The sequence below is a fragment of the Rhodococcus sp. H29-C3 genome, assembly GCF_030063405.1.
Lineage (GTDB): Bacteria > Actinomycetota > Actinomycetes > Mycobacteriales > Mycobacteriaceae > Rhodococcoides.
This window is the reverse complement of sequence record NZ_JASITC010000023.1, coordinates 1-25,635: the sequence shown is the minus strand read 5'-3', so window position 1 is coordinate 25,635 and position 25,635 is coordinate 1. Positions and strand designations below refer to the sequence as shown.

Here is a 25,635-nt window from a genome sequence, read left to right as displayed (position 1 = left end):
TGAACCGGGCCAGCGCGTCGATGTCGGTGCCCTTGACGATGTCGCCGTCGTCGGCTGCTTGCAGCGCAATCTCTTTGATGGCGTCGATCCAGTCCAAGTACGGTTTTTCTATCGGACCCTGCATACTCCCGATTTCCATCGTCAAGCGCATGCCGCCTCGCGCGATAGGCTCGGTCACGAGCTGCCGCGCCATCTCTTGCGACACCAGCACCAGCATTTCGACCGCGGTGTCAGACTGAGTGCCCACGAGTCGGGTGCCTTCCATCGCCATGGCGTGTTGCGCTTCGATGACTGCGTGCGCGAGCTCTTCCTTGGACGCGAAGTGGAAATACATCGCACCTTTACTCACACCGGCGTGCTGCAGGATGGTGCCCAGGCTGGCGGAGTAGCCGAACTTTTCGAAGGTCTTGGCAGCTCCCAAGATGGCGGCCTGGCGCGTAAGAACAGCGCGCTCCTGCATGTGGTACCTAACTCTCGTCGATGGGGGTATGGCTCTCAACGATACGTCGAGAGCCACCCAACCAGCGTCGTCGGCACCGACACGCTGTGACTACCTTGGTGGTCGGGGCCAGTGGCTTCATCTGGTCCGCTGTCATGCGGCAATTAGCTGCCGGCGATCATGGCCACGTCATTGGCTTTGTTCGTACTGCCAGCGCGGCAAGAGAGCTCGAGGACGCCGGGATGATCGCCGCGATTGGCGAGATCAACGACATCGGATCCCTGCGAGCGGCCAAGAGCCAGGCCTCGACCGTTATCAGCTGCGTTTCCTACGTAGAAAACGATCAGCAACAATGCTTTCGCGTCAACCAGCAAGGCATGCGGAACGTCACGTCGATCGCATCAGAAGTCAGCGTCGAACGGCTGCTCTATGTCAGTACTGCAGCGGTGTACGGGTCGGGACCGTTTCGGGATCTACCGGTCGATGGAGCGCCCATCCGCCCGCAATCGGTGGCTAGTCGGACACGGGCCGTCGCAGAGCAGTGCGTCCGTGATCTCGGAGGTCTGGTCAATCGACCGCATCTCGTCTACGAGGTCGGCGACAGATGGTTTCTACCAACACTGACAGAAATCGTGACTCGACTGGGGGCAGTCATCGATGACGGAAAGGCGCTGCAGTTGATAGTCGGCGTAGATGACCTCGCGAGCTCTCTACGCCACCTGTCGGTCGAGCAACGATTTCGTTATGGCACAACGCTTCATGTCAATGAGCCTGAACTGGTGAAAGTCATCGACGTTCTCACGCATCATGCGCAGGAGGCGAACTGGAGTCTGCCCCGGACTTCGATCGCCCGGGTCGACGCGCTGAAAGGTAGCCAAGGAGCTGGGACTCAACATCGCGCAAGATAGACATGATCAGCGTCGACCATTGGTTCCGCTCTCGTCTGTACTGGTCGTAGAGCGTCGATCGACCGTGTCCTCGTTATCTATTGAATGGTCCTTGAAACCGAGGGCTGCGATCCCCAGGATTGGTATGACTTCTTGCCCCTGTCATAAATGATCCGGAGGGGTGGTGCCGCCGGGTGTGGTGGCCCCCACGGACCGCTGATGGGCACAAGGCCGCTCATCATGAGCAGGTCTCTTCATAACGTGGGCGTCGGGTGTTGACGCCGGATCGGCGACCGGTGGGACCGGACGAAGGACTCGCTTCATGGACACGAGTTACATCGTGTTTTGCGGCATCGACGTGGGAAATCCGAACATCACGCCGCCGGCCTCGACGCCAAGGCACTCGCCCCAACGACGAGGCTCGTCTGCGAGCAGTATTCGACTGCCCACTACACGGACCGCTGTTGATCATCGTCGACAGCTTGGGCATAGGTTAAGACACGGAAAGTGGACTGGCCGAATCCACCGATTGTCGGAATCTGACATCGAGTCGTTCGTTCATACCTCGATTCCTCCTTGGGGTTGATCTCCGCGCCCAGTTGAATCGGTGTCATTTCTTGCTGTGGTGGGTCTTTCTTTGGTGGGTTAAGCGCCGTAACCACAGAGCGGTTGATAGCAGGATGAGTAGTCCTGGTCCCGCATGCACGGCAACCACCCCGAGATAATGCGGTCCGCCCCAGTCCTGTTCGTACGATTCGGGGCGGGCGGGGTCGACGGTGGCGATCTCCACCACTGCGCGTGCCACGAAGAACACTGCGATCACCGCCAGCAGGACCAGTCCGAACCAGCGCAGCACTGTCACCGCACGAGGTCGCTGCGTCGTCATGGGAGAAGTCGTTCGCGCGGTCGTCGTTGCCGTGTTGCGGCAACGAGGTCGGTGGCGAGCGGTAGCCACGGCAGCAGCAGCGCAGCAAGAAGCACAGCCCTCGGTCCGCTGTCGGGTGCCCAGAGAATGTTGTCGGTCAACTGATGGGTCAGCGCTACCCACTCCACCCCAGCAGAGAGTGCCATCGCCATAGCTATCTGAAGCAGGATTGGGTGAGAGCGAACCTGTTGGCGGGCAGCATTGCCAAGCACGTCGAGCACCACCGCCGACGTCATCGGCTGGGCCTCGAGCAGGGCCCGAAACTCATCGCCGTAGCGACTCCGCCACGATTTTGGATGCAGCGCGAGAAGCAGCGTGATCATGCCGGGGCCAGCCGGGTGCGGCCAGTGTCGACTATTCGAGACCAGGTGGCGATTTGCGCTGTCAGTGCTTCGCGGCCCGACGTGGTGATCTCGTACGGTCGTCGTCGGTCATCCGAAGGCAGTGGGGATATAAGCCCTAGGTCAACCATTTTGGTCAACGCGCCGTATAGAGTTCCCGGACCTAATTGGAGCCCAGTCTGTTCGAGGACGTCGGCGGTGATGGCATAACCGTGCTTGGCCCCTCCGCTGAGGGATAGCAGTACCAGCACTCCTGGCTCACCGAATCGAGCTAGTCCTCGTACATCGCGCCCTTGTTTCGCCATACGATGCATCGTATCGCGAGTGTCAACGGTGAATTGTCGGTGCGCGCTACTACGTGTGCAACGTTGATGGCTCGCTGTGAACCCGTGTCGAGGTGGGCGTTTCTCGAGACTATGTCTGCGGTGGCGTTGTCGGTCGCGACGTGCGTTTGCTCTGATTCCGCTGGCTTTTATATATGCGCGGAAGAGCTCCGTCGAGCACGGTTCGTGTGGGCTGGCCACAGTGATCGATGCATAGTCGTGAGCTGATCCACTGAGCCTGTACGTCTCGAAGGGCACCCGTCCGCGCCGGTAGCCCTGCAAAGAACTCCATTTCGGTGCCGGCGAGCAAGTGCCGGTACTCCGGCTCAACCGTCGGGTTCGCCGGTGGAAATACAACCGGTAGACGAATGGGTCAGGTTGGAAAGAGTCGAACATTTCAGTGGTGAGAATCGCGTCACATTCGAGGTGTTCGGTTCTGAATAGATGCACCATGGTCGACATGTCGGTGTCGGAGAGTGTTGTGAGGGTTGCATCACCACGTGTGCGGCGCAGCCCGTCGGCAACATCGGGACAGGATACGAGCCGTGTATTTGTCCACTTGTGCCGAACAACAACACCTGCCGCTGATACGGGCCTGACGTACCCCCGGTCCGGGGAGCGTCACCGACGATGATCCGCTGCCCGAGGATTGCTGGCGGCACGTCGGCAGTTGCGTTGGTGGCCGATAGCCCCCAGAAACTACGAGTAGATACAGAAGGTGACGATGTGCGGACCCTCGAATGTGAAGTCGACGAAACGTGGATCGATATCAACGACCACATGAACGCCCAGTACTACGGGATCGTGGTCTATCGCGCACACGCCGCGTTCACCGACGCACTAGGTCTGGGCGACGAGTACGTCCGGCAGACGGGGTTCGGGAAGGTCGTCGTGCAGAGCGCAATGACCTACGAACGAGAGGTACGGCGCGGGACATCGCTGGCCGTCGATTCCTGGTTGCTGGGGGTGGATGCCAAACGCCTGCACTTCTTCCACGAAGTGCACACTCTCGGTGACCGAACGCGGGTGGCGGTGTCCGAGCAGTTGGACCTGCACGTTGATCTCGAGACGAGACGAACCACTCCGATGCCCCCCGACGTCCGCACCCGGCTCACGCATTTCGCTGCCGAACAAGGTGAGGCGGGCCGACCCGACGGTGTGGGGCGCACGATTCGCTTTCCGCGGAATTGACCGCGAGAACCAGTGTGGTTGTACGGGAGGGGGATCCGAGCTCTCTCGTGTTTCTTGCGGCCCCCACACTCGCGGCTTGGACGCCCTTCTCGGTCAGTCCTGCGGGATTGCCCACCGGTTGCGGCTACCTGCTTCGTACCGTCGTCGAGCGCGCCCAACAGATCGAGGCAGTTGCCGAGCACACCGTGCGGGGGTTCACCGCAGGGTGTCGACTATCGAAGAGGTTATCCGGCTCGGCGCCACAGCCGCGGCGGTGTTCAGGCATTCGGGTGTCAGGCGACTGTCGGTGGTGAGCTTTCGGTGATGCTGTGCCACAGCTGAATCCGTGAACCAGGCTAGGTCGATGGGTCGGTAGCCGCAACGTCGGCCCTCGTTGAGGGCGGGTCACCACCAGCTGGTGCGACCGCGAGGCGCACGTTGGTCACCCCAACGGGCCTCCTTCGGTTGCCCCGGTTATAGATCCTTCTCATCGGATCTGGCGGATTTCTCGCCCGACCGATTTGCTGACTGAGGCGACACCACCCACGATTCGATGCCGACGCTGCCAAAACCAGACAGCTGCCACTGCAATCACGGCAACGCATCCACCAAAGGTGGGTAGGTCGCAGTGTCCAACCATCCAACCATCCAGCCTTCCGATCGGCCTTGCTGCCGAGCGAATCGGTTACCGCAAGTCCAATCGCGGATCTGTGCTCCGGCTTCCGGATCGAGGTGTCAATTCTGATGCGCGATGGCCGCGTTGATCGCATCGACAACCTTGCGCGGCTCCTCGACACTCAGGTAGAGGCGGTTGAATCGCGGGGTGGACACCTCGACGACCACGACGTCCCTCCCGCCCTTGACGTTCCAGTAGTGCCGCTCGCCGTCCTTACGCCAGGTCCCCACCCACTTATGTCCCGGAAGGCCCAGGCCGGGCGCCCTCACGCCCTTGTACTCCTGAGCAGCGCCTGGGTCATGCGTAGCGCCGCGCACCTGGGATAGCGATACCTCGATACGGCGCACGAATCCCCACAGCTTGTTCAGTCTGCGTGGCTCGACCACGAGCATTCCCCTACTGCGGTCGATCGTCACGTTATTCATTCGTTCCCTTTCATCAGGCCGGCCCGCGCCAGCAGTCGTCTACCGAGTTCGTGTGCCGCCTGATCGCCCCATGCGTCAATTGCTTCGGCGCATATCGCACGCACCTCCTCGTCCCGAGACGCCAATTCACCCAGGGCGACGAGCAGCAGGCCCGACCCGCTGGGTGCCGTGGACGTGACGGCAACGCGCAGGCATGCGAGGAAGAGACCACGTTTGCTGCCGAATGTGGCGTAGAGACTTCCCCGATGGACTCCGGTCACCTGCACGAGACGATCCATCGAACTACCCTCGTACCCGTCGCTGTCGAAGAGGACAGCTGCCGCAGCAACAACCCTGCTCGACTCAAACCTCCTTGGTCTGCCCACAGTTTAAGAATGTACGTTCTAGAACACCCAGTCAATAGCCCGAACCTCGGTCCGAGCGCGGGTGCACTGCGCACCCAGGCCGGTCGCGGATTCCGTGAGGGAATCGACTACCGGACCCGAAGGATCCGCTGGGCAAGATGTTCATCGGCATGCTGGAAGATATCCTCGCGGCCGGTTTTCTGCGGGAAAGCTGGGGCTCAGATCGAAGGGGTGGTCAGACGTGAGCTTCGGTGAGCGGGTGGTGGCATGGCTGCCACAGAGATGGCTGGTGAAAGTACTCGCCCATGCCGAGTTGCTGAAGTTTCTGAGCGTGGGTGCTATTACATTCGTATCCACCATCGTCATTTTTTTTGGTCTCAAATGGACTGTTCTTCCACAAAACCCTGTCACCGCCAACATTCTCGCTGTATTGGTTTCGACGATTCTGTCGTATGTTCTTAATCGCGAGTGGTCGTTCTCCAACCGCGGCAGGCGACCGCAACATCATGAAGCAGCCCTGTTCTTCGGTGTAGCTGGGGTCGGTTTGGCACTCAATCAAGTCCCACTGTGGGTTTCGCGCTACATCCTGGATCTGCGCACCCCCCATGTGTCGTTCATTGCAGAGAATCTTGCTGACTTGGTCAGCGGCACGATTCTGGGCACTTTGATCGCCACCGCGTTCCGGTGGTGGGCGATGAGCAAATTCGTGTTTCTGCACCACCCAACTCAATCGGCTGAAACAGTGGACTCAGAGACTGTGGACTCAGACCTGGACAAGTCTGCGTAGCCACCACCGCAGCGGGCATGCTCTGCGGGCCGGACGAGCAGGGTCACATCGAGTCGAGGGGATGAATCCTTCGACCGGTGTGACTGGCAGGTGGGCATGGGTGGCCGGGCCGGCGGCGAGTATCCAGGAGGGGGTGTTCTCGTCGTGGCGGGGCCGGTAGTGGATGCCCCTGTAGCAACAGCGCAGAGGGCCAATAGTCGAACGATGCCCGGTGCATCCTGACAGCTGACCGTCGGCTGGAACTCGCTGAACTGGTCATTCCCAGAAGAAGCAGCCCGGTGATCAATCCGGAACCGATCGTTGACGGAGCGCCCGCCAGATTAGCTGGCAGGCAGGTGAAGTATTGGCGCCAAATTCGGTGCTTCGGTTGGCGCCCCGGTTTCGGGGTTCATCACCGGACTACCTCTACCGGACGTGGCAGGTCCCCGATAGTCGGACCACGTCGATCTAGAGCCGGTTCTGATTGATGTCAGTCGATCTCGCAGCCGTCCACCGGTTGGTGGATGTGGGTGCATTTCGCAGCGGACTCGGACGGGGTGAGGTAGCCGAGCGACGAGTGGCGGTGCCGGTGGTTGTGGTCGTCCTTGAAGTCCTCGATCACCACTCTCGCTTCGAGCAGACTGGTCCAATGGTTGCGGTTCAGGCATTCCTTCCGTAGTCGGTTGTTGAACGATTCGATGTGCCCGTTGTTCCACGGCGTGCCCGGCGGGATGTACGAGATGCCGATGCGGTTACCGCAGAACTGTTGCAGCACAAGCGAAATGAACTCAGGTCCGTTGTCCATCCGCAACACCAGCGGCGGCCCACCCCACAACGCGAACGCCTTCTCCAGCTCCTCGGTCAACCGCTGAGCCGTGATCGACCGCTCGACGATGTTGAGCACGGACAGCCGGGTGTGCTCGTCGAGCATCGACGCAATCTTGATAGCCTTCCCGTCGACGGTGGAGTCGAACTGAAAGTCAAGTGCCCATACGACTTTCGGAGCATCCGCTTCGATCTGCGGTGTCGAGGAAACTCCCGCACGTTTGCGAGGATGATAGATCCGAACTTGCAAACCTTCTTCCTTCCACAGCCGGTGCACCTTCTTCTTGTTCACCGCGATGCCCGCATCGTGCCTCAGATGCGCCCAGGCGCGACGGAATCCGTGGAGCGGGTGTTTCAGTGCGTAGATACGGAGCGTGGACCGCAGGTCCACATCAGGGTCTGCAGGCGTCTGCGTGATCGGGATGCGCGCGTAAGTGGATCGAGACAGCCCAACTGCTTTGCAGGCCAATCGTTTCGACAGCTTCATCTTCTCGACGAGCATGTCCACGGCGCGGCGCTTGGCAGCTGGGTCTAAAATTTTCCCTTGGCCACCTCCCTCAACGCATCCTTCTCGAGCTCCGCATCCGCGAGCAGACGTTTGAGCCGGCCGTTCTGCTCACGAAGGTCCTTGAGCTCTCTCGCGGCGTCGGTGTCCATGCCGCCGTACTGGCGTCGCCAGTTGTATAACGTCGCCGCGGACACCTCGAGTTCACCGGCGATCTCCTCCTGCGTTTTGCCCGCCGCGGTCAGCTCGTCCGCTCGGCGCAGCTTGCGCACGATGTCCTCCGCAGAGTTCCGTTTCCGTCCAGCCATGATTCTCATCTTCCTATCCGCCCAGGTCATGGGCAACAGGACTCTAAAACAAGATGGCCCCGTTCACCGGGGACACGCCAGACGGTCCATGTCAGCGAGTTCCGGTCAGGCAAGTCGGTTTCAGAAGACGACTGCATTCTCCAGAAGACGACTGCACGCTCGGCGAAAGCATCATCACTCCAGTCGTTCCCTGCCTGACTGCTGAACCCCAAGTCCGGGAATTGATCGGGTGCTCCTATCGGAGCCACCGCGTCGATCAACCGTTGCACGTCGACTGCCGAAGAGACCGGGCGTGAGCGAAGCCGGCACCGGTGTCCTTGGAGATGGACGAAGCAGTGGGCGAATGACAACACATCACTACCCAAGCATGCCGGTGACGTTCACGGGGTGCTGTCAGATGAAGTTGACGCTGACAGGTGCAAGGTTCGGGCAGTTGCCATCATGGTTCGTTCGGCGAGTGCCGGATTGCAGGAAAGGCTGACACCGAGAGTAGGGATCATCTCGAGCAGTGCGGGTGCCCACTGTTGACGGTGTTCGGGGAAGCATCTGTCGAGGAGTTCGAGCATGATCGGTACCGCCGTAGAAGCGCCTGGTGATGCGCCGAGTACCGCTGCGATCGTTCCGTCTTGGGCGGCAACGACTTCGGTTCCGAATTGCAGCACTCCACCTCGGTCGGGGTCCTTCTTGACGATCTGTGCGCGTTGACCGGCTGTGATCATCGACCAGTCCTGTGGGTTCGCCGTGGGAACGAATTCTCGTAGCGCCTTGAGCTTCTTCGACTTGCTCGCTGTGAGTTCGGTGACGAGTAGTCGAACGAGCGCGAGGTTGTCCTTGGCCATCGCGATCAACGGTGTCACGTTGTGTGCGCGGATAGATCTGGGCAGGTCCAGGACCGATCCATTTTTGAGGAACTTCGGGCTCGACCCGGCGTAGGGGCCGAACAGAATCGACCGACTGCCGTCGACCACGCGGGTGTCGAGATGCGGCATCGACATCGGCGGCGCCCCGATCGGGGCCTTCCCGTACACCTTTGCATCGTGCCGATCGGTGACGTCAGGGTTGTCGCATCGCAAGAATCGGCCACTGATAGGTAGCAATGCATACCCGCGGGCGTCGGGGATGCGCGCCTTGTGGAGGAGTTTGAGGGCCCAGCCGCCGGCGCCGACGAACACGAACCGAGCACGTGTCGTGGTTTCCGCCCGGTTATGGCAGTTCCGGATCCGCAATTGCCATGTGCTGTCGGGGTTTTGACGCAGACCGCGCACCTCCTGGTTCAACCCGATGTGAACGCCGGCCGCGCCGAGGTGGTCGAAGAGTTGACGGGTCAACGATCCGAAGTCGACATCGGTGCCGGTGACATCGCGGGTTGCCGCCATGGCCTCGCCGCTCGGGCGGGAGTCGATCAGCAGCGGTGCCCACCGGCGGATCGTGTCGGGGTCGTCGCTGAATTGCATCGAAGCGAACAGCGGATGCTCGGACAGTGCTCGGTAGCGGCGGCGGAGGTAGCCGACGTTGTCGGTTCCCTGCACGAAGGTCATGTGTGGGACGGGGTTGATGAAACTGCCTGGGTTGCCCAGAATCCCGGTTTCGACCAGGTGGGACCACAGTTGTCGACTGACCTGGAACTGTTCGTTGATCGCGATCGCTTTGGTGATGTCGATTGTGCCGTCGGGTCGTTCGCTGGTGTAGTTCAGCTCGCACAATGCTGCGTGTCCGGTGCCGGCATTGTTCCAGGCGTCCGAGGACTCCTCTGCTACACCTGGCAGGCGTTCGTAGACGCGGATCGTCCAATCCGGTTGCAACCGGTGCAGCAACAGTCCCAGCGTTGCGCTCATGATGCCGGCGCCGATCAACACGACATCGCACATGGCTTCGTCGACCGGTCCCTGCTCAGTGGAATTCATTCGCCGCACCCTTCTCGTACTTAGTACAGTTTGGAGGTTAGCACTGCACCTGTACAGCTGTACAATTCGGGGAGTGACATCTCGAACAAGTCCGATCAAGAAACGTCTGACCAAGGATTCCGTGGTCGAAGGCGCGCTGGACGTCGCGCATACTCAGGGATTGGATGGCCTGACGATTCGTCGTCTGGCCGACACACTCGGCGTCTCGCCGATGGCGATCTACTGGCATGTGAAGAACAAGGACGAGCTTCTCGAAGCGATGGGTGATCGAGTGTGCCGCGATCTCGAGCTCACCGTCGATCCGGCCGGCTCCTGGGATGAGCAACTACGCACCCTGCTGACCGACTTCATGCACGTACTGGCTCGCTATCCCGGCGCCGCCCCGATCGTCATGCCGCGCATGCTCTACTCCGACACCGGGCGCCAGCTGATGGAACTCTCACTCGGTCTGCTCCGGTCTGCGGGCTTCACTGTGCAGGAAGCAACCCAGTTGGCACGGCACGGGGTGCGGACCGTCGTCGGACTTGTCAACGAGCCACTGTTCACCGGATCCGTCCTCGAACCCGAACGGCACGCTCAGCTCAACGCCGAATACGACACGATCCGCGAAGGCTTGCCTCCGGACCGGTACCCCAACATTCTCGCAGCGTGGTCGGATCTCTCAGACGACACAGCACACGAGACGTTCAACAAACTGGGCATCGCAACCTACGTCCACGGCGTCGCAGCAATGGCGCGAGACAAGCATGACTGTTGTTGATGGTTCCTGAAAACTAACCCCGACAGGTTCCCGGAAAGGTGACCCCGGGGAAGGCCGGGGAGGAGGCGGTATCTGCGGAGGATTGGGCGGAGATCAGGGTTGCAACCCCGATCCCAGAACTCCTCACAAAACACCGCACCACCAACGACGGACCCGTCTGTGGTTGACGAGCACAGCTACGCGGAAGGGACGAACTCCCGCAGCGCTGCCGCGAACTTTTCGGGCTGGTCCTCCGGGATCAGTGTCCACGAGTCATCGATGTACATCTGACGTGCGTTCGGGAACAGCTCCTCGAGGCGCCGTGCGTGCGCCAGTGGCATCATGCGGTCCTCGGTTGCCCAGATGACGAGCACGGGACGATCGAACGCCGAAAGCCGAGAGGCCCACTTCAGCAATGTCTTCCGCGGAGGGGTACCGGTGCAGAATTTTCGTAGATCGCGACGGATCTCCGCGCTACGCGTCGCCGGGGCGAACCAGTCGTCGAGCACCTCATCGGAGATCCCGGACTTACTGAGACCGCCCCACGCCTGCTTGTTGTGTCGGACGAAGCTCGTGGCCAGCAGCCGCAGAAACAACGTTGTGCCGCCTGGGATTCGGCACAGTACTACTGCTGGCCGGGCGGGCCGTGGGGGGAAGTTGTCGAACGCCTCGCATGACGCGAGCACCAGGCGCCCGACCCGATCGGCTCGATCATCGGACACCATGAATTGCCCGCCGCCCCAGTCGTTGAGTACTAACGTGACGTTGCTGAGGTCGAGCGCTTCGAGGAAATCGGCGAAGATCCTCGCGACGCCTCGTTGGGTAAGATCCGCGTCTGCTCTCATCGGGTTGCGGTGCGCGCCCAACGGTAGCGTCGGCGCGATGCAGCGATACCCCTCGAGCAGCGGGATCACTTTGCGCCACAGAGTCTCGTTCATGAGCAGGCCATGTCCGAATACAAGCACTGGGCCGTCGCTGCCGGTGTCGATGTAGTCGATCGGTCCGGCCGACAGGTCAACATGCGGCATGGATCCTCCACTAGGTAGATCGTTCTAATCATTTGGAAGTTACGCTGGGTGGTCAACGAACACAAGGGAGGTACCGATGGCCAGCGACACTCGGGCACGCATCCTCGACGCGACCGCCGAGTTGTACCGGCGCCAAGGCATGGCCGCGACCGGGCTCAAGCAGATCGCGGCTGCGGCCAACGCTCCGTTCGGGTCGATCTATCACCACTTTCCCGGCGGCAAGGAACAGATCAGTGAAGAGGTCATCTACGCCGAGGGAGTGCGCTACGGCCTGCTCGTGGGCCACCAACTCGCTGTCATCACCGATGTCGCCGATGGAATATATGGAATCTTCGCTTCGGCGGCAGCGCTGTTGGAGGAGCTCGACTACACCGAGGCGTGCTCCATCGAGACCATTGCACTCGAGGTGGCCAGCACGAACGAACGATTGCGTATCGCAACGGCAACGGTGTTCTCCGGCTGGATCGACGCGCTGACGCAGTGGTTTACCAGCACGAGCTTGCCGAACGACGTGTGCCGGAGTCTGGCCCTGAGTTGCCTGACGAGTCTCGAGGGTGCCTTCGTGTTGTGCCGAAGCCTGCGCTCGACAGAACCAATGATCGCCGCGGGCCTGGCTGTGCGTGATCGCACACGCGCGGCCGTTCAATCGAGCTGATCAGCGCCTGGTGGGCGACTCTGCGTGGACATCGCGGCCGTCACATTCGACCCAGCCGGAGAGCGGCTCGTAGTCGGATGCGACGACGCTCGTTTGTATGTGTACCGACTCAAACCCTCAACTCCAGCTCCGAACGCTGGCGGCATCGGTACCTGAGTCGTTGCGGGAATCGTTGCGACTCTGCCGTTCTCATCAGATCTGTTCCGCTTGCGGTTCGACAACCGACGAGCGATCCCGCTGCGCTGGCGCACCTACATTGACAAACTCTGCCGACATGTCCGACTTCCGTCAAAATGCGTTGGCGTGTCCTGTCATTCTTCGGTGCATCTCGACACTAAGGATTGGCCACCGAGGAGCGCCTTTCGCGCATTCAGGCGCGCAGTGTCGTGGGAAATCCCGTCCATCGCAGATGAGGACGGAGGTGGCTCATGTCGTTGAACATGACGACGCTCGGCGGCATCTCGGGCCGGTTCTCGATCACGGTCAGGGCCGCGTTCGCGCTATTGAGCCCGAGCCATCGCACCGCTGGGCCGTTCAGAGCATGACGGATGAGCCACGCGATCGGGTAGGCGTGGGTGACAAGAACTTCGTGAATATCGGCATCACCATCCGGCGGTATAGCGAATCTCGCAGTGAGACTGTCCGCGATCTTGTGCCCTCTTTCCGCTTCGTCAGCGTCGTAGCCGTCGAAGAAAGGCACCCATGATGGCGGGATCTCCTCTGGTGACGGCACGTAGGGCACATGGTCGATCAGCTCGGATGCTTCACCAACAGGGGCGCTGCCGCTGAGGAAGATGTTCAGCTCGCGGGCGGTATCGGCCGCCCGCGGAAGCGGCGAGTGCCATACGGCGTCGATGGGCAGATGTGCTAAGCGCTGGCCGAGTGAACGGGCCTGTTCACGTCCGGTGTCGGTGAGGTTGCCGAACGCGTCGGCGTCGCCGTGGCGTGCGATGTAGAGATGCCTCGTAGCCATGAGTTGTCAGGAGCATCAACGGCGATGCCCCTGCTCTCCTTTCTCTCGGGGGTCAAGGTTCGGGTCAGAGGACGGTGACCGTTCCGGCTGTACCGTTCAGCGTTATCTGCGCGCCGTCCTCGATCTGATTGATGGCGTTGTCGACGCCGAGCACGGCGGGGATGCCGTACTCGCGGGCGATGATCGCGGCGTGCGAGAGCGCACTGCCCGTCTCGGTGACAACGCCGGCCGCGATGGTGAACAGGGGCGTCCAGGCCGGGTCTGTGTACGGGCAGACCACGATGTCGCCTCGGTGGACGGAGGAAAAATCGGAGGGGCCACGTACAATCCGTGCTGCAGCGGTCACCTGTCCATGAGAACCTGGAGTGCCGTACAGCGCCTCCGCCTGGTCGGAGGAGCCGGGAACCCTGCTAGCGGGGAGCGCTGCTGTGATCGGGCGTGCTTGCAGAATCCACACAGTGCCGCCTTCGACGGACCATTCAATGTCCTGCGGCCCGTCGAGCACCGCGGCAATACGACCTCCTACTTCAGTCAAGGCCGCGATCGTGGCATCGTCGAGGGCACGTGCAGATTGCTTGTCGGGCGCGACCAGGCTGCTGGCGACACCGCCGCGCTCGTGATCTAGATCGATACGGGTCTGTTTGCTTCCGACTGCATAGTGGATGGCCCCGTTCGAGGTGACCTCGTAGGTGTCGGGCGTGACCCTTCCGCCCACGACGGCCAGACCCAGGCCCCAGGATGCTTCGATCCGAGTCGGTCCCCCGCACTGCTGCGGCGTGAACATGACCCCCGAAACATCCGCCTCGATCACCGGCTGCACGAGCACCGCGATGCTAGACGCGCGGCGAGACGGGCCACCGGTTCGTGTCCAGTAGTCACCCACTCGTGCAGCGAGGGCCGATTTCCGACACGTCGCTATGGCCTGACATACGTCATCTGCACCGCGAACGCCGATGATGCTCTCGTACTGGCCCGCCGCCGAAGCATCCGCACTGTCCTCGCTGGCCGCCGAGGAGCGCACTGCCACCATCGGGCTGCCCCACTGTTCAAGCTCAAGGGCGACGGCTTCACGAAAGGAGTGCGCGGTCACGGCGTCGGACGGCTGACCACCGTCTACCGCGACGAACCCGTCGGGCACTGGCGCTCCTTCGCGCAGCAACACAGCGAGCACTGCCGCTTTGCCACCGGAGGTCGGCCGGGTCGCTTCTGAGAGCTTCGTCAACATTACTCACCTATCAACATAATATTGACAATGTTTTGTTGATGGTAGCAGGATGGGTGGCATGGAAGCCAAGCACTACGTCGAGCGGCCCAGCAGCGCCGACCACGTGCGGGCTCGGCGAGCGCGCCACGCCGAAAGCCGACTTCTCGACAAGGGCGCAGGCCAGTTGACACCGCGACCGTGGCAGCCCGATCCGGCAACCTCGCCCTCGGCGGTAGATCTGACGCAGTACGCGCTCTGGCGCTCATCCGAGCTGACCCCGGATGAGCTTCTGGGGTCACTGTCGTTGCTCCCGGCGGCTCGCGTCGAGCTCGAAAGCGTGGAAGTTGGCCTACTCTTCGTCGCTCGCAGCGAGGGGCTGACGTGGGCACATATCGCTGAGGCCATGGGATTTCGATCTCCGCAGGCCTGCCAGCAGTACGTGAACCGGCTCAGCGCCAGGCAGGACGGACGAGCATGACGTATAAGTCCGCGCCGGAACTGCTCGTGCTGCATGCCGTGCGTCTCGTGGGTTTCGCTGACAGTGGAGCGGTCGCCGAGCGGGCGGGTACGAGTCACCCCGAAGCTCTGCGGGTGCTGAGTGAGTTGGAGCGTGAGGGCTGGGTGCAGCACGCCGCGTTCGCTGACCTCGATGGCTGGTCGCTCACCGAATCGGGCAAGGCGGAGAACGAGCGACATCTTGCGGCGGAACGCGTAGTTGCTGACCCCACGGGCGCGGTGGCCGCCGTCTACCGCCATTTCCTTCCGCTCAACGCTCGTCTGCTCCGTGCGGTCACAGACTGGCAGATCAAGGCCACCGAAGCAGACAAGTTCGCCCCCAATGACCACGCCGACCTCGTATGGGATGGACGCGTTCTCGATGAACTCACTGCACTCGGCCGGGAACTCACTCCCCTGAACAAACACCTCTTCGAGGTGCTGTCCAGATTTGACGGTTACACGTCCCGGTTCGATCTGGCGCTGGGCAAAGCGAAAGACGGACAACGGGATTGGATCGAGAAGTCAAACTTGGACTCTTGCCACACAGTCTGGTTCCAACTCCATGAAGATCTGGTAGCCACACTCGGCGTCGACCGCTAGAGAAGGCTTTCCGGGCTCCGAATAGCGTGCCTAGCCTAAGGCTAATGGTGCCACACCGCCATAGAGGCAAGGATCCTGACTTCCGAAACTGCAGGCCGTCCACTTAGTTTGTGGTGAGAAAGTATTGCAGCGAGAAGCGGAAGATCGCCAGGGTAGACCTGCGAGAATCAGTCGCCGAAATTCGGTATCTCAGTTCCGCAAGCGCTTAGGACTCGTTTTTGCTGTACTGCAGATAATCTGAGCCTCCGACGTAGAACGTCTGCCCAGATTCGATGTCAGTGGTCGACGCCTGAACGACGACTTGGGCGAACTCCTCGATGGTCGGTAGGACACCGTGGTCGCGGCGCGCCGCCACCGCTTCGGGATTTCGCCGTTCGAGCAGGCGCACAATGATGGTCCCGTCGATCATGTCTCCGGACACAACCGCGAGGTCGATTTGCTGTTGTTGCAGTTCGGGAATGAGACCTCGAAGAGCGTCTTCGCCCGCCCGTTTGCTCAGAGCAATCGGCTCGTAGTCTTCGGGCACAGCTTTCTGGCCGACGAAGTGCGCTTGGTGGCTGGTGACAAACACGATTCGGCTACTCGGTCGCATCAATGGTCGTACGAGTTCTGTCAGTGTCAGCTGTGCGTCGCGGTTCAACCGCATGGCGTAGTCCGGTCCTGCGGCTAACTCCAACCCGCCGGAAGCGTTGAGCACTAACAAATCGAGGTGTCCCAATCGATCTGCGAGCAACGCGACCATTGTCTCGACACTTGCTACGTCGGCGAGGTCTGCTTGAAGAGCTATAGCTTTGCCGCCGGCGGACTCGATCTCATTGACCACCTTGTCAGCTCGAGCCCGCTTTTCTCGGTAGTTGAGAACGACAAGGTAGCCAACAGATGCGAGCTGGAGGGCAACCTCAGCGCCAATCCCGCGCGAAGCGCCAGTTACCAGAGCAATCCGTTTCACCGTTTCCACTGTCATCTATGCCCCGTCATTCGCTTAGCGTCCACGCTTCTGATTCAGAAGTTACTATGATGGTTCGAAATGAGAAGCGCAAATGAGACACCGCCTGATAGGGCAGGCAGCGACGAGGAAGCAGCGGCCGCCCGTAGCGCGATGGATCTTCTGGGCCAGCGTTGGAGCCTGCGCATCGTGTGGGAACTCGAAGCCGGTCAGATGGGGTTTCTAGAACTGCGGAGGCGCATGAACAACTGCTCATCGAGCATGCTGGCCGAGCGACTTCGGCAGCTGCAAGATGCGGGTGTGGTCGAGAAAAATGAGAAGCGTGCTTACGAACTCTCGTTTGTCGGCATTCGGTTGAGCCAGGCGTTGGAACCATTGTGGGACTGGTCCCGGGTCTGGGCTTCTGGTGAGCGGTTCAATCCTTTCCCTCCCGGAGCCCAGCAATGAGCTACCGGCACTTCCCATGTCAGGGCCTGTGGATTAAACGGTATTCCTGGCCTGACACGACTCTGCGGTCGGTAAAGAATTGCGCACGATGTGAATACGTGCATATTGCCAGTATTTACCTTCACCGACGGCGACACACCACGCACGCCCTCCGCGCACCGGTTCGCACTGCTACTCGTGCACGGCGACCTCGGTGACGGAATCGTCGGCGAACACGACTGCGACGAAACCCTGTGTGTCCGCGTCGTGGACGGTCACCTCAAACTCGGAACCCAATCGGCGAACCTCGCACACGCTGTTGCGGTCGGCCGTCACCTCGGACCGACACCGGCAGGCGGCGATCCACGCGGACGCTACGGCCGCGCCGTCGCGATCCGCGACGCACTCAAGGACGGCTACGACGAACCGAGACTGCGGGCTGCGTTCGCCGGCCACAGCTTCGATGCGCAAGCACCACCGACCCTGTTCTGAGGCGGGCGCGCCCCGAGAAGTGTCGGTGGCCCCCGGTAGGGATAGATCCATCAGGCTTCGGGCCGCTGCACCTCACCGGTGAAAGCAGTCCTCACACGAGAAGGACTTTTCGATGACGCTCTCTTCGCTCTTCACCGACGACGTCGGCCCGCTGCCCCTGCTCGCTGTCGCCGGTGCCGGATTCCTGATCTGGTACGTGCCGTACCTCGGCGAGAACGACCCCGGGTGGAAGGGATTCATTGCCAACATCCTGCGCATCGTGTTCGGCGTCGCGTTCCTCGTCGGTCTCGCCGTTGTGTTCTCGGTGTTCATGGCAGCGATGATCGGGCTCATCGCTGCCATGGTGCTCATGCTTCCTCTGTTCCTCGTCGGCGGAGCCAGCGGAATGGCCGACCGCCCCCGCCGTGAATACCGCCGCGACCCGTACGGAAACTACTACTACTACTGACCTCTGGTCTGTCGACTGTTTGTTGTGGCACGATCTGTGCCATGGGGTGGTTGGGGATTTTCAATGCGTCGATTCCAGTGTTCCTCGCGCTGTTCTCGGGTTGGCTTGCGTGGCGGCTCGCACGCAAGACGCCACACGAAAACCTGAAGGCGCTCGTCGAGATCGAGGCCGCTTTGAGCCCGAACATTCAGGACGCCGGGGCAATCAGAAACGCAATAGAGCTGGAACTGAAGCGGCTCGAAAAGTCCACAGTGGCTCATGACTCGAAGTGGCGTGAAGTTCTCTGGTCACGAATTCTCGACAACCTGGCTGCTGTATGTGTCGGCGGTTTCACGGTCGTCAGTTTCGCGGTGGCGATCGTGGTACTCAATCGCGTTGGCCTCGATGGTCAGTCGATGGGTGGAAACCCATCGACGCCTGAGCCGCCGAAGAGCAACAGCGACATCGTATTGGCTGTCATAGGGGTGACGGTTGCAGCTGCACTGGCACTAGCCGGGACGTTTTGGCGCTTCAAACGCGACCGCGCACTCCTTGTAGGAGGCTGACGCCGTCGCAGCCGATGCTCTAGACTCGGCTGCAAGTTCGAGCGTCGATGAGGGTCACGTTCGAGCGCGCCCCACCCGTACCGATTCACCTTGACACTGCGTTCACCGCACTGTCGGTTGTGCTGCTCTGTGAGCGATCGGTGCCCGTCCGGTGGGACTTTATCCGCGCACCGAATTTGGAAGGCCCTCACCATGTCTCGCTCCCCCGCTGTCGACAAAGACACCGCTCTCGCTCAGGCCCGCGCCGCGATCGAGAACCGCACCAAGTACATCGAGTCGCTCTTCGACGCCGCCCAAGCCGCCGCCGATGCACGTGAGAAGGTCGCCGAAGCGGCCCGCGCGGCCGAGCAGGCGAACACCGAGCACGCCGCCGCGTACAAGGAAGCGATCGAGGCCGGATGGACGGCCGCCGAACTCACCGCCCTGCCGCTGCCCGCACCAGCACCAGTGAGCAAGAAGCCATCCAAGACCTCCAAGCGGACGACCGGTCGCGGTACGCCTCGCCGCCGAGTCGGTGCCGAGAACACCACCGGCCCCGATCGCCGACCCGACGACGTCTCGTCGACGGCACCCGGTACGCCGTCCGAACCACAGCCCTCGCCTGCGGACGCGCACTGACTCTTCTGCTTTCGCACCACCTGCGACCGGTACTGGTCGCAAACTCCCCTGCCCCGTGCGCGCTTGACACCTTGTCTCGCGTACGGGCGCAACCAACATCATCCGAAGGACCACTGACTATGAGCCAGCCCGAATTCAACGTCGAAGTAGCCTCCATCGATCAGCACGGCGATCCCGGTTTCGTGCACTACCGCGGCGCGTTCTACACCTCCCGCTCCGCCGGACAGTTCGCCCTCACCCAAGCAGCGGCACCGGCAGACACCTACGAGCTCGACACCGTCTCGGTGGTCATCGACGCAGTCGGCGAGGGAACCTCGCGCCGCGTGATGTCGAGTTCATCGGCAGCCCCGGCGAGCTTGCCGCCGAACTGACCGCGCTCCCGGCCTACGCATACGGTGCGCGGCGCACCGTCATCCCCGCACCACGCGCAGTGACCGCCGCCGTTGCCGCTGTCGTCGAAGCGTCGCCGCCGCTTCCCGATTCGGCGGTCGACGGTCGACGGTCACGGTCGACGGTCGACGGTCCCGACGCTGTCGCGGTTCTCGAAGTGGAGGTGTATTCCACCCGACCGGTCCCGATCCCGAACTCGCGCACCGAGGTCGGCTCGTACACACCCGAGGACGCGCACCGCATCGCCGAACAGCTCGCGGCAGATCTCGGCGGCACGATCGAACCGATGCGCAACGACACCGTCCTGCGCGTGACCCACGCAGCGGACGTCTCGGACACCGATCGCATCGCCGCCGAGCGGTCCGTGCAGGCGCGAAACCTGCGCGCGAACCTCTTCGTCCTCGACCCGGTCGCCGACGCAGAACACATCACCGCACTCGCAGCCGACCTCGACGAGCTGCGGGCACGGTCGAGGCCGGCCGGCCGTCCGGACGACACTGCGAATGCGACTGTGTCCGCTTCGGTATCGACGTCACCCGTGACGCACGCGGTCGAGGCCGAGCGCGTGAACGCGGCCGCGCGGGTTGGTCACTCCCCAACCGGGGCGTGCGTCCGGATCGACGCGAGCGGCCTCGTCCACGCCGGCACGCCGCCGCCCGTGGCGTACACCTCAGCGATATCGAGTGCGGCCGATCACGGACTCGGATGACCCTGATCGGCACTCGTCGCTGACACGATCGCGCATACGAGAACGGCACCCACACAGCAAGTGTGGGTGCCGTTCTCATGAGAAACCTCCCCGTGCGGGGGGTGGAAGGTGTGCTCTCAGGCCGCACTGTACAGGTCCAACCCCACGGCCCATGCGGTGGCGGTGCGATGTTCGGCTTCGGTCATCTCGTCGGAGTGTAGGTAGTCCCATTCTTGGAGCGCCTCGACGGCGAGGAGGTCGGCACCGACGCGCACGCACCAGTACAGGTAGTCCGCAGGCGGTGATAGGACACTGCTCGATACGTCAAGATGTGTTGGCGATTGGCTTGCTTGTGTGCTCTGCTCCATCGCGCTCTGGGCGGTGTCGGCGGCGGTCATCGTTCACCGCGAAATGTGTTGAGCCGGTTCCATAGTGCGCGTTGAGTGCGCCCGTGCTCGACCATGTGATCGAACAGATATTCCTCGGGTAGCTCCTCGGCTCCCTGAGCCGGACACCCAACAGATCGTGGTCTTCCTCCCCGCCGATCACCAAACCGTGCAAACCGTCAGCGAACTACGAAACGCTCGACCAAGAATCCAGGCTGTCTGACACCTCGAGTATCAGTCGAACCACGAGGGTCTTCGCGCTCGAAGCATCTCCAAGATGCCGGCCTACATAGCATGAACGACGCCGTCAATGATGTTGCTGCGGGACAGGTCTCGTCTGCTACTTGCCTGCGGACGCCGTGAGAATCGGTGGATCAAGGATAAGGGCGGCGTACCGATTGGCGGCGAGAACGGTATCGACGTCGGCTCGGTAGGTTCGCTGCTCGGCAGCGAGGGTGGTCTCGATATCGGCAGCCACGGGACCGAGCACCCACTCGTCGGGAGACCGGCCACAGCCTGCGCGAAGCGGGCGCGCTGCACTTCGTGGTCGCGGACATGGCCGAGGATCCCGACGTACCAGGACAATTCCTCGTCCAGACGGGTGGCGTCGGCCGGGTCGAAGGCGTCGGCGAACACCCGCAGGGTGCTGCGGAGCCGCCGGATCGCCACACGTGTGGCATGGACCGGATCATCGCCGCGCCGCAGCGCGGCATCGCCGTCTTGGATGGCACTGATTTGCTCACGCACATAGGCGACGACGGGTGCTACGCCCGCATCTGGAGCTGATCGCGAAGATTTTGTCGATGTCGTCATCGGTATGGATGCCCCGAGTGCGTGCCGATCGAAACCATCACAGTCGATCCGTCCACCCGATGATCGATCCGCGGGTGTAGTTGGCTCGGTACCCATCGGTTCCGTGCCAGAGGTGAGTCCCGTTCAGGGCATTTGTTTAGTGTTCACTTTCCGGTTGCCCTACGGTTGCTTGCGGCGAGTGCCACGGTCGACGGGCCGGGTGATACTGCAGTCATGCCACCGACACCCGACACCCGACACGAGCGCTAGCGGATGCTCGCGTTCGCTGTCCAGTGGTTGCCCTACGGCGGCGACGCCGAGGACATCATGGTCGCGTTCGGGATCCCGCCGGAGACGTATTTCCGCAGGCTCCGGCACCTGCTGGCCGACCCAGGGCAGCCGGTTGACCTCGACGCCCGGACCGTGGACGCGTTGTTGCATGTGTGCCGTCGACGCCTCGAACACAGCGCAGCATCCGTCGGCCGACCACAGGTCGGGCAATGACCACCACGAGCGCAGTGGGCGCTGCCACGGGATCGGCGCAGTTCATCACACATTCACCTGGAACGGGACACTCTGCACGTTTCGATGACCGGAAGATGAACGCACCCAGCACGACGCCGACGTCACCGACCGCATCCCGAAGGCAGCCCGACAGCTCCGATCATGCGCAAGCACAGGTTTTCGCTGCGATGCTGACCGTCGAGATCGACGCCGTCTCAGCGCTCGTCGACGAAGCCGAACAACTCGCCCACAAAGCCGGGCGTATCGGCCAGGGCACCGCCCGGCTTTGGCACAACGAAGAAGCCCGGTCGCAGCGAAAAATGTTGTACGAGCTGCACCGCCAACTCGGCGCCCTCCACACGCGGTTTCCCGATATCTCGGGTAGGGCACCGGCGGCACGACCCCGAGACAGCGCAAGACCCCTGTTGACCTAGCCCCGAGCAGAGCGGATCGTTGAAATCATGACTACCACCACCGAACACGAGCACATCGATTCCGTCCGCGATCGCCTCGGAGCCCTGTTTCCCGATGTGCCGGCATCGGTCATCGACGAGACCATCGCCGCCGAGCACGCCCGCTTCGAGGGCAACTCCATCCGCGACTTCGTCCCGTTGTTCGTCGAGCGCAAAGCCCGTAAAGCCCTCCAGGCCCACTAGCGGCCCGCGACCTTTCGCAGAAGGCCCCGCCGGTTCAGACCGAAGGAACACACCCTGGTGAAGCGCCGAACACTGCCCGTGCTCGGCAGCATGATGAGCTTCATCGAAGCGGGCTCCGGTCCACTCGTGCTCTTCCTGCACGGCAATCCCACCTCGTCCTACCTGTGGCGCAACATCGCGCCCGCGGTCGCAGCACACGGTTACCGAGCGATCGCGGTCGATCTGATCGGCATGGGAGCCTCAGGCGCGTCCGATCGAGGCTATCGGTTGATCGATCACCTCGCCTACCTCGAAACTTTCCTCGACGAGCTCGCCGTCAAGCGGCTCACGCTTGTCGGTCACGACTGGGGAGGCGTCCTGGCACTCGCCCTCGCTCGGTCACGACCCGATCAGGTGCGTGGGGTTTCGATCCTCGAGGCACACATCCACCCGATCGACAGTTGGTCGGATCTCCCCGGGCCGGATCGGGAGATGTTCTCGAGACTCAGAGCTGAGGGTTCAGGAGAACAGACGGTCCTCGAGGAGAACTTCTTTGTCGAAGTCGTCCTCCCCTCCGGAATCGTTCGCAGCCTGACCCGCGAGGATCACGATCGTTACCGAGCACCCTTCCCCGATCCCGCATCTCGCGCGCCCATTCTGCAGTGGGTGCGCGAGATCCCCATCGCGGGTAATCCGTCTGACGTCGCCGACGTGATCCGCGAAAACCTCGATGTCTTCCGTGACCCCGCTCTGCCCACGCTCCTCATACACGGAACGCCGGGCGCCATCATCGGCACCGCCGAGCTCGCATGGTGCTCCGCTCATGGCCAGAGCATGACGTTCGCAGCCGTCGGAGCCGGAACTCACTTCCTTCCCGAAGATCGCCCGGGCGAGATCGTGAGCGCTCTCGCAAGTTGGCTCACCGCCGCCTCCTAGGCGCATCGAGAAGGGAAGAGCGCGAAACACCAGTCCCTGCGGACCTCTGTCGTCGCGCGACGGAGTTAGGTCCAGGCAGCTCAAGGGGAGATGCTGCATAGTCGCCGTTGCGAAGGACATGGAAGCCCTCAAGATATGGCACCTGCTGACCCACTGAGCCAGCCCGTCATTCGGGCGAGAACTTGCCTGACGGAGATCACGACGGCAACCCTGTGAGAGACCCGTGAGCCGGACTCGGCCTGAGCGCGCCACAGAGCACATCCAGAGATCGCAAATTCGCGTCTTGACCTCGCGGTTGACTGCCCCCGCTTAGTCCGGATAAGGACGCACGCAGGCGTATTCGCAATCACTGATGGGCACATGCCCGGGCTGGATCTGGCAATCTCCTCTCGCCCCATAGCTCTCGGCGGCATCGAAGCAGGCAGAGGGAAGTTGCGGTCGATCACCATCGAAACCACCGTCCACGGCCGCGGAATCACCCAGCGCACAGGCCGCCACACCCTCGATGCCCCGACCTTTGGGGAGAAGGGCCTGCGCTGGTCGTCTGTCGACGAGGCCGGCGCGTTAACAGATGGAGGAACCATGCGGGGATTGGCGGCGGCGCAGTGACAGAGCTGTACGGGAACTGGCCCACCACCTTCGAGCCGCCCACACGCCGCATCGTCGACCCGCCGCTGCCGGTCCTGGTCTCCGTGTCGATGACAATCGCAGGAGCTGGCGGCACGTTCGGCGACGGCACTGCACTCAAGGTTCGTGCCGAAGGTCTCTAGCCACCGCAGTGTTGTTGTTGCACTCGTCGCGCTGCGCCAGCGACGTGGGTAGTCAGCTCGGACTGGCGGTGAGCCACGCTTCGATATCGTCGAGCGCCGCACTCGCGATTGGCGTCGGATGGCTTGTGAACCCGTGCGGCGCTTCGGGGAAGAGGCGAAGATCCACGTCGACGCCGTGTGCGATGAGCCGTGCGGCCATCGCCAGGTTGTCGTGAAGCAGAATGTCTTTGTCTCCGACGATCATCAGGACCGGTGGCAGTTGTTCCAAGTTTGCGTAGATCGGCGATAGGTCTGGGTGAGTGCGGTCAGGGGCGGTTCCTGCGTATGCCTTCAGGAAGTACTCGTCGGAGATCAGCCGCCCAGCGGGCGTTCGTGCGCTGAGGTCGTACGTTCCGAATTGCAGCACCACGGTGTCGACTGCGGAGATCCCACGATCACGCAAACGGACAAGCGTGGTCGCTGCCAGAGTGGCGCCGGCCGAGTTGCCCATGACCGAGAATTTCGCGGCGCCGAATCGTTCGGAGGCGTGTTCGGCGAGCCAGAGTGCCGCTGTCTCGCAGTCGTCGGGTGCAGCCGGCTACGGGTGTTCCGGGGCAAGTCGGTAGTCCACACTCGCAACTGTCACGCCGACTGCGTCGGCGAGCTTGCGGTTGCGAATGTCGCTGCCGGCGGCCGACCCCATGTAGAAACCGCCGCCGTGAATTTCGAGGAGGACACCCGTCGACGGTCTGTTTGCCGGGGCACGGGGACGCTGCGTCCGTTAGCTGTGACCAGCTCCTGAACGGGCGGCGGCTCCGCTGAAGCAGGGCCAGCGAGTTCGGCTCGGACAGCGCGTAGTTCCTCGTGGCTGGATGGGCCACGGCCGGGTGTTCGATTTGCGTAGAAGGCGCGAGAGCCTTCCGCGAGGGGATGCAGTTGGGGGTCGATCAGGGTGGAGAGTCCAAGTTTCATCGAGTCGAAACAGTACAAGGGAGACGTACCGTCCGGGCTCTCGCCGTGCACACAAGCCCGCAAGGGTTCCGATCTTGACAAATTTCGGATGCTCGGTGAGTAGACGAGGTGCGCCCGAACGATGTGCCGGTTTACTGCGTACGCGAGGCGTCGGGGGCATCTGACCGATGCTCGAAATGGAGGCGTCTGGCGTTGCACCATTCGACCCGCTTCAGCAACAGTGACGGACAGGCGAGAGATCCGAAGGTCTTGCTATGGACGTCAAGGTCCAAGGAACTTTGCATGCGTGGGCGAAAACCACTTCTCTGCACTAGTCAATCTCTGAACGTCGTCGATTAGACGAGTGGACGGTTCGGCCAACAGGGGAGTCGCAATTCTGTGGCCATTGGGTTGACTGCAGACCAAACAGGGTTTTTCATACGCTCAGCCCATTCTTCGTACGATTTGTTCGGCATACCGGTAGGCAAACGGTGGGCGGTGTCACGTAGCTTAGCGCTGCTCTTTCGGGACATAACAACCTGTTGCAGGCAGGTTTTGACTACGACCGGATCAGATCGAGAATAGCCGCGACCA

34 protein-coding genes and 2 pseudogenes are annotated in these 25,635 nt (G+C 62.0%); 20 read left to right on the top strand and 16 right to left on the bottom strand.

Going from position 1 to position 25,635, the window contains the following annotated elements:
* Positions 1 to 460 (bottom strand): TetR family transcriptional regulator (locus QMK32_RS23915; RefSeq protein WP_283478009.1); only part of this gene is annotated, 460 nt, incomplete at its 3' end.
* Positions 461 to 546: 86 nt separating this feature from the next.
* Here QMK32_RS23915 and QMK32_RS23910 point away from each other — a divergent pair.
* Positions 547 to 1,347, top strand: coding sequence for an NAD-dependent epimerase/dehydratase family protein (locus QMK32_RS23910; protein WP_283478008.1), 801 nt, complete (start codon positions 547 to 549; stop codon positions 1,345 to 1,347).
* A 589-nt stretch (positions 1,348 to 1,936) separates the two neighbouring features.
* On the opposite strand, the gene QMK32_RS23905 is transcribed toward QMK32_RS23910, so the two are convergent.
* From QMK32_RS23905 to QMK32_RS23895, 3 genes are read right to left on the bottom strand one after another with little or no spacing between them, the layout of a single operon-like run.
* Positions 1,937 to 2,212 (bottom strand): hypothetical protein, encoded by a 276-nt coding sequence (locus QMK32_RS23905; protein ID WP_283478007.1) that lies wholly within the window; start codon positions 2,210 to 2,212, stop codon positions 1,937 to 1,939.
* Positions 2,209 to 2,574 carry a hypothetical protein gene (locus QMK32_RS23900; protein WP_283478005.1) on the bottom strand — a complete coding sequence of 122 codons (366 nt, stop codon included), beginning with the start codon at positions 2,572 to 2,574 and terminating at the stop codon, positions 2,209 to 2,211. Before QMK32_RS23900 ends, QMK32_RS23905 begins: the two co-directional genes overlap by 4 nt.
* Positions 2,571 to 2,897 (bottom strand): PadR family transcriptional regulator, encoded by a 327-nt coding sequence (locus QMK32_RS23895; RefSeq protein ID WP_283478004.1) that lies wholly within the window; start codon positions 2,895 to 2,897, stop codon positions 2,571 to 2,573. Before QMK32_RS23895 ends, QMK32_RS23900 begins: the two co-directional genes overlap by 4 nt.
* 744 nt (positions 2,898 to 3,641) lie before the next feature.
* On the opposite strand from QMK32_RS23895, the gene QMK32_RS23890 reads away from it, so the two are divergent.
* Positions 3,642 to 4,106, top strand: a complete 465-nt coding sequence (locus tag QMK32_RS23890; RefSeq protein ID WP_283478003.1) for a thioesterase family protein — start codon at positions 3,642 to 3,644, stop codon at positions 4,104 to 4,106.
* A 714-nt stretch (positions 4,107 to 4,820) separates the two neighbouring features.
* Here the strand turns inward: QMK32_RS23890 and QMK32_RS23885 are convergent.
* Complete coding sequence (locus QMK32_RS23885; protein ID WP_283478001.1) at positions 4,821 to 5,186, bottom strand: hypothetical protein; 366 nt, start codon at positions 5,184 to 5,186, stop codon at positions 4,821 to 4,823.
* Positions 5,183 to 5,551, bottom strand: coding sequence for a TetR/AcrR family transcriptional regulator (locus QMK32_RS23880; RefSeq protein ID WP_283478000.1), 369 nt, complete (start codon positions 5,549 to 5,551; stop codon positions 5,183 to 5,185). The genes QMK32_RS23885 and QMK32_RS23880 overlap by 4 nt, the downstream gene beginning before the upstream one ends.
* Positions 5,552 to 5,771: 220 nt before the next feature.
* Between QMK32_RS23880 and QMK32_RS23875 the strand changes: the two genes are divergently transcribed.
* Positions 5,772 to 6,317, top strand: coding sequence for a GtrA family protein (locus tag QMK32_RS23875; RefSeq protein WP_283477999.1), 546 nt, complete (start codon positions 5,772 to 5,774; stop codon positions 6,315 to 6,317).
* Positions 6,318 to 6,786: 469 nt separating this feature from the next.
* On the opposite strand, the gene QMK32_RS23870 is transcribed toward QMK32_RS23875, so the two are convergent.
* Both QMK32_RS23870 and mqo read right to left on the bottom strand, forming a co-directional pair.
* Positions 6,787 to 7,937, bottom strand: a protein-coding gene (locus tag QMK32_RS23870) for an IS3 family transposase (RefSeq protein WP_283478010.1) whose coding sequence is annotated in 2 segments (ribosomal slippage) — positions 6,787 to 7,667 and positions 7,667 to 7,937 — 1,152 coding nt in all. Because the reading frame shifts where the segments join, the coding sequence is not laid out codon by codon here.
* 377 nt (positions 7,938 to 8,314) lie between these two features.
* Positions 8,315 to 9,838 carry a malate dehydrogenase (quinone) gene (mqo, locus tag QMK32_RS23865; RefSeq protein WP_283477998.1) on the bottom strand — a complete coding sequence of 508 codons (1,524 nt, stop codon included), beginning with the start codon at positions 9,836 to 9,838 and terminating at the stop codon, positions 8,315 to 8,317.
* 73 nt (positions 9,839 to 9,911) lie between these two features.
* Here mqo and QMK32_RS23860 point away from each other — a divergent pair, with 73 nt between their 5' ends.
* A complete protein-coding gene (locus QMK32_RS23860; protein ID WP_283477997.1) occupies positions 9,912 to 10,598 on the top strand; it encodes a TetR/AcrR family transcriptional regulator in 687 nt (228 codons plus the stop codon).
* Positions 10,599 to 10,774: 176 nt separating this feature from the next.
* Here the strand turns inward: QMK32_RS23860 and QMK32_RS23855 are convergent, their stop codons facing one another.
* Positions 10,775 to 11,605: an alpha/beta fold hydrolase gene (locus QMK32_RS23855; RefSeq protein ID WP_283477996.1), complete on the bottom strand. Its 831-nt coding sequence runs from the start codon at positions 11,603 to 11,605 to the stop codon at positions 10,775 to 10,777.
* Positions 11,606 to 11,681: 76 nt separating this feature from the next.
* Between QMK32_RS23855 and QMK32_RS23850 the strand changes: the two genes are divergently transcribed.
* The gene (locus tag QMK32_RS23850; protein WP_283477995.1) at positions 11,682 to 12,260 is read left to right on the top strand and encodes a TetR/AcrR family transcriptional regulator; all 579 of its coding nucleotides are present in this window, start codon (positions 11,682 to 11,684) and stop codon (positions 12,258 to 12,260) included.
* Between the two features lie 370 nt (positions 12,261 to 12,630).
* Here QMK32_RS23850 and QMK32_RS23845 read toward each other — a convergent pair whose 3' ends face one another.
* Together QMK32_RS23845 and QMK32_RS23840 are read right to left on the bottom strand one after the other, a co-directional pair.
* A complete protein-coding gene (locus QMK32_RS23845) occupies positions 12,631 to 13,233 on the bottom strand; it encodes a histidine phosphatase family protein (RefSeq protein WP_283477994.1) in 603 nt (200 codons plus the stop codon).
* 64 nt (positions 13,234 to 13,297) lie between these two features.
* Complete coding sequence (locus QMK32_RS23840; RefSeq protein ID WP_283477993.1) at positions 13,298 to 14,455, bottom strand: PEP/pyruvate-binding domain-containing protein; 1,158 nt, start codon at positions 14,453 to 14,455, stop codon at positions 13,298 to 13,300.
* A gap of 61 nt (positions 14,456 to 14,516) precedes the next feature.
* Between QMK32_RS23840 and QMK32_RS23835 the strand changes: the two genes are divergently transcribed.
* Together QMK32_RS23835 and QMK32_RS23830 are read left to right on the top strand one after the other, a co-directional pair.
* Complete coding sequence (locus tag QMK32_RS23835) at positions 14,517 to 14,915, top strand: hypothetical protein (RefSeq protein WP_283477992.1); 399 nt, start codon at positions 14,517 to 14,519, stop codon at positions 14,913 to 14,915.
* Entirely contained in the window at positions 14,912 to 15,535 is a 624-nt protein-coding gene (locus QMK32_RS23830) for a helix-turn-helix domain-containing protein (RefSeq protein WP_283477990.1), read from the top strand. The genes QMK32_RS23835 and QMK32_RS23830 overlap by 4 nt, the downstream gene beginning before the upstream one ends.
* A gap of 205 nt (positions 15,536 to 15,740) precedes the next feature.
* Here the strand turns inward: QMK32_RS23830 and QMK32_RS23825 are convergent, their stop codons facing one another.
* On the bottom strand, positions 15,741 to 16,484 hold the full coding sequence (locus QMK32_RS23825) for an SDR family oxidoreductase (protein ID WP_349307589.1): 744 nt from the start codon (positions 16,482 to 16,484) through the stop codon (positions 15,741 to 15,743).
* A gap of 78 nt (positions 16,485 to 16,562) precedes the next feature.
* On the opposite strand from QMK32_RS23825, the gene QMK32_RS23820 reads away from it, so the two are divergent.
* The 7 genes from QMK32_RS23820 (at position 16,563) to QMK32_RS23790 (ending at position 20,109) form a co-directional block, all read left to right on the top strand.
* Positions 16,563 to 16,928, top strand: a complete 366-nt coding sequence (locus QMK32_RS23820) for a winged helix-turn-helix transcriptional regulator (RefSeq protein ID WP_283477986.1) — start codon at positions 16,563 to 16,565, stop codon at positions 16,926 to 16,928.
* Between the two features lie 105 nt (positions 16,929 to 17,033).
* The gene (locus tag QMK32_RS23815) at positions 17,034 to 17,399 is read left to right on the top strand and encodes a hypothetical protein (RefSeq protein ID WP_283477985.1); all 366 of its coding nucleotides are present in this window, start codon (positions 17,034 to 17,036) and stop codon (positions 17,397 to 17,399) included.
* Positions 17,400 to 17,511: 112 nt separating this feature from the next.
* A complete protein-coding gene (locus tag QMK32_RS23810; protein ID WP_283477984.1) occupies positions 17,512 to 17,847 on the top strand; it encodes a hypothetical protein in 336 nt (111 codons plus the stop codon).
* Positions 17,848 to 17,888: 41 nt separating this feature from the next.
* A complete protein-coding gene (locus QMK32_RS23805) occupies positions 17,889 to 18,392 on the top strand; it encodes a hypothetical protein (RefSeq protein ID WP_283477983.1) in 504 nt (167 codons plus the stop codon).
* A gap of 192 nt (positions 18,393 to 18,584) precedes the next feature.
* The gene (locus QMK32_RS23800; RefSeq protein WP_283477982.1) at positions 18,585 to 19,010 is read left to right on the top strand and encodes a hypothetical protein; all 426 of its coding nucleotides are present in this window, start codon (positions 18,585 to 18,587) and stop codon (positions 19,008 to 19,010) included.
* 119 nt (positions 19,011 to 19,129) lie between these two features.
* Positions 19,130 to 19,381, top strand: coding sequence for a hypothetical protein (locus QMK32_RS23795; RefSeq protein WP_283477981.1), 252 nt, complete (start codon positions 19,130 to 19,132; stop codon positions 19,379 to 19,381).
* Between the two features lie 59 nt (positions 19,382 to 19,440).
* Entirely contained in the window at positions 19,441 to 20,109 is a 669-nt protein-coding gene (locus QMK32_RS23790) for a hypothetical protein (protein ID WP_283477979.1), read from the top strand.
* Positions 20,110 to 20,225: 116 nt separating this feature from the next.
* Here the strand turns inward: QMK32_RS23790 and QMK32_RS23785 are convergent, their stop codons facing one another.
* From QMK32_RS23785 to QMK32_RS25290, 3 genes and pseudogenes are all read right to left on the bottom strand, one after another.
* Positions 20,226 to 20,486 carry a hypothetical protein gene (locus tag QMK32_RS23785; protein ID WP_283477978.1) on the bottom strand — a complete coding sequence of 87 codons (261 nt, stop codon included), beginning with the start codon at positions 20,484 to 20,486 and terminating at the stop codon, positions 20,226 to 20,228.
* A gap of 328 nt (positions 20,487 to 20,814) precedes the next feature.
* On the bottom strand, positions 20,815 to 20,952 hold the full coding sequence (locus QMK32_RS25295) for a hypothetical protein (protein ID WP_349307590.1): 138 nt from the start codon (positions 20,950 to 20,952) through the stop codon (positions 20,815 to 20,817).
* Positions 20,953 to 21,029: 77 nt separating this feature from the next.
* Positions 21,030 to 21,287, bottom strand: a pseudogene (locus tag QMK32_RS25290) (CHAD domain-containing protein); the annotation flags it as partial.
* A 252-nt stretch (positions 21,288 to 21,539) separates the two neighbouring features.
* Here QMK32_RS25290 and QMK32_RS23775 point away from each other — a divergent pair.
* From QMK32_RS23775 to QMK32_RS23750, 6 genes are all read left to right on the top strand, one after another.
* On the top strand, positions 21,540 to 21,770 hold the full coding sequence (locus QMK32_RS23775) for a hypothetical protein (protein ID WP_283477976.1): 231 nt from the start codon (positions 21,540 to 21,542) through the stop codon (positions 21,768 to 21,770).
* Positions 21,767 to 22,204 carry a hypothetical protein gene (locus QMK32_RS23770; RefSeq protein ID WP_283477974.1) on the top strand — a complete coding sequence of 146 codons (438 nt, stop codon included), beginning with the start codon at positions 21,767 to 21,769 and terminating at the stop codon, positions 22,202 to 22,204. The genes QMK32_RS23775 and QMK32_RS23770 overlap by 4 nt, the downstream gene beginning before the upstream one ends.
* A 27-nt stretch (positions 22,205 to 22,231) precedes the next feature.
* A complete protein-coding gene (locus QMK32_RS23765; RefSeq protein WP_283477973.1) occupies positions 22,232 to 22,426 on the top strand; it encodes a three-helix bundle dimerization domain-containing protein in 195 nt (64 codons plus the stop codon).
* 57 nt (positions 22,427 to 22,483) lie between these two features.
* Positions 22,484 to 23,341 (top strand): haloalkane dehalogenase, encoded by an 858-nt coding sequence (locus tag QMK32_RS23760; protein ID WP_283477972.1) that lies wholly within the window; start codon positions 22,484 to 22,486, stop codon positions 23,339 to 23,341.
* A gap of 360 nt (positions 23,342 to 23,701) precedes the next feature.
* Entirely contained in the window at positions 23,702 to 23,950 is a 249-nt protein-coding gene (locus QMK32_RS23755; RefSeq protein WP_283477971.1) for a hypothetical protein, read from the top strand.
* Entirely contained in the window at positions 23,947 to 24,111 is a 165-nt protein-coding gene (locus QMK32_RS23750; protein WP_283477969.1) for a hypothetical protein, read from the top strand. Before QMK32_RS23755 ends, QMK32_RS23750 begins: the two co-directional genes overlap by 4 nt.
* A 52-nt stretch (positions 24,112 to 24,163) precedes the next feature.
* Here QMK32_RS23750 and QMK32_RS23745 read toward each other — a convergent pair.
* A pseudogene (locus QMK32_RS23745) lies at positions 24,164 to 25,062 on the bottom strand (alpha/beta hydrolase).
* Positions 25,063 to 25,635 lie beyond the last annotated feature (573 nt).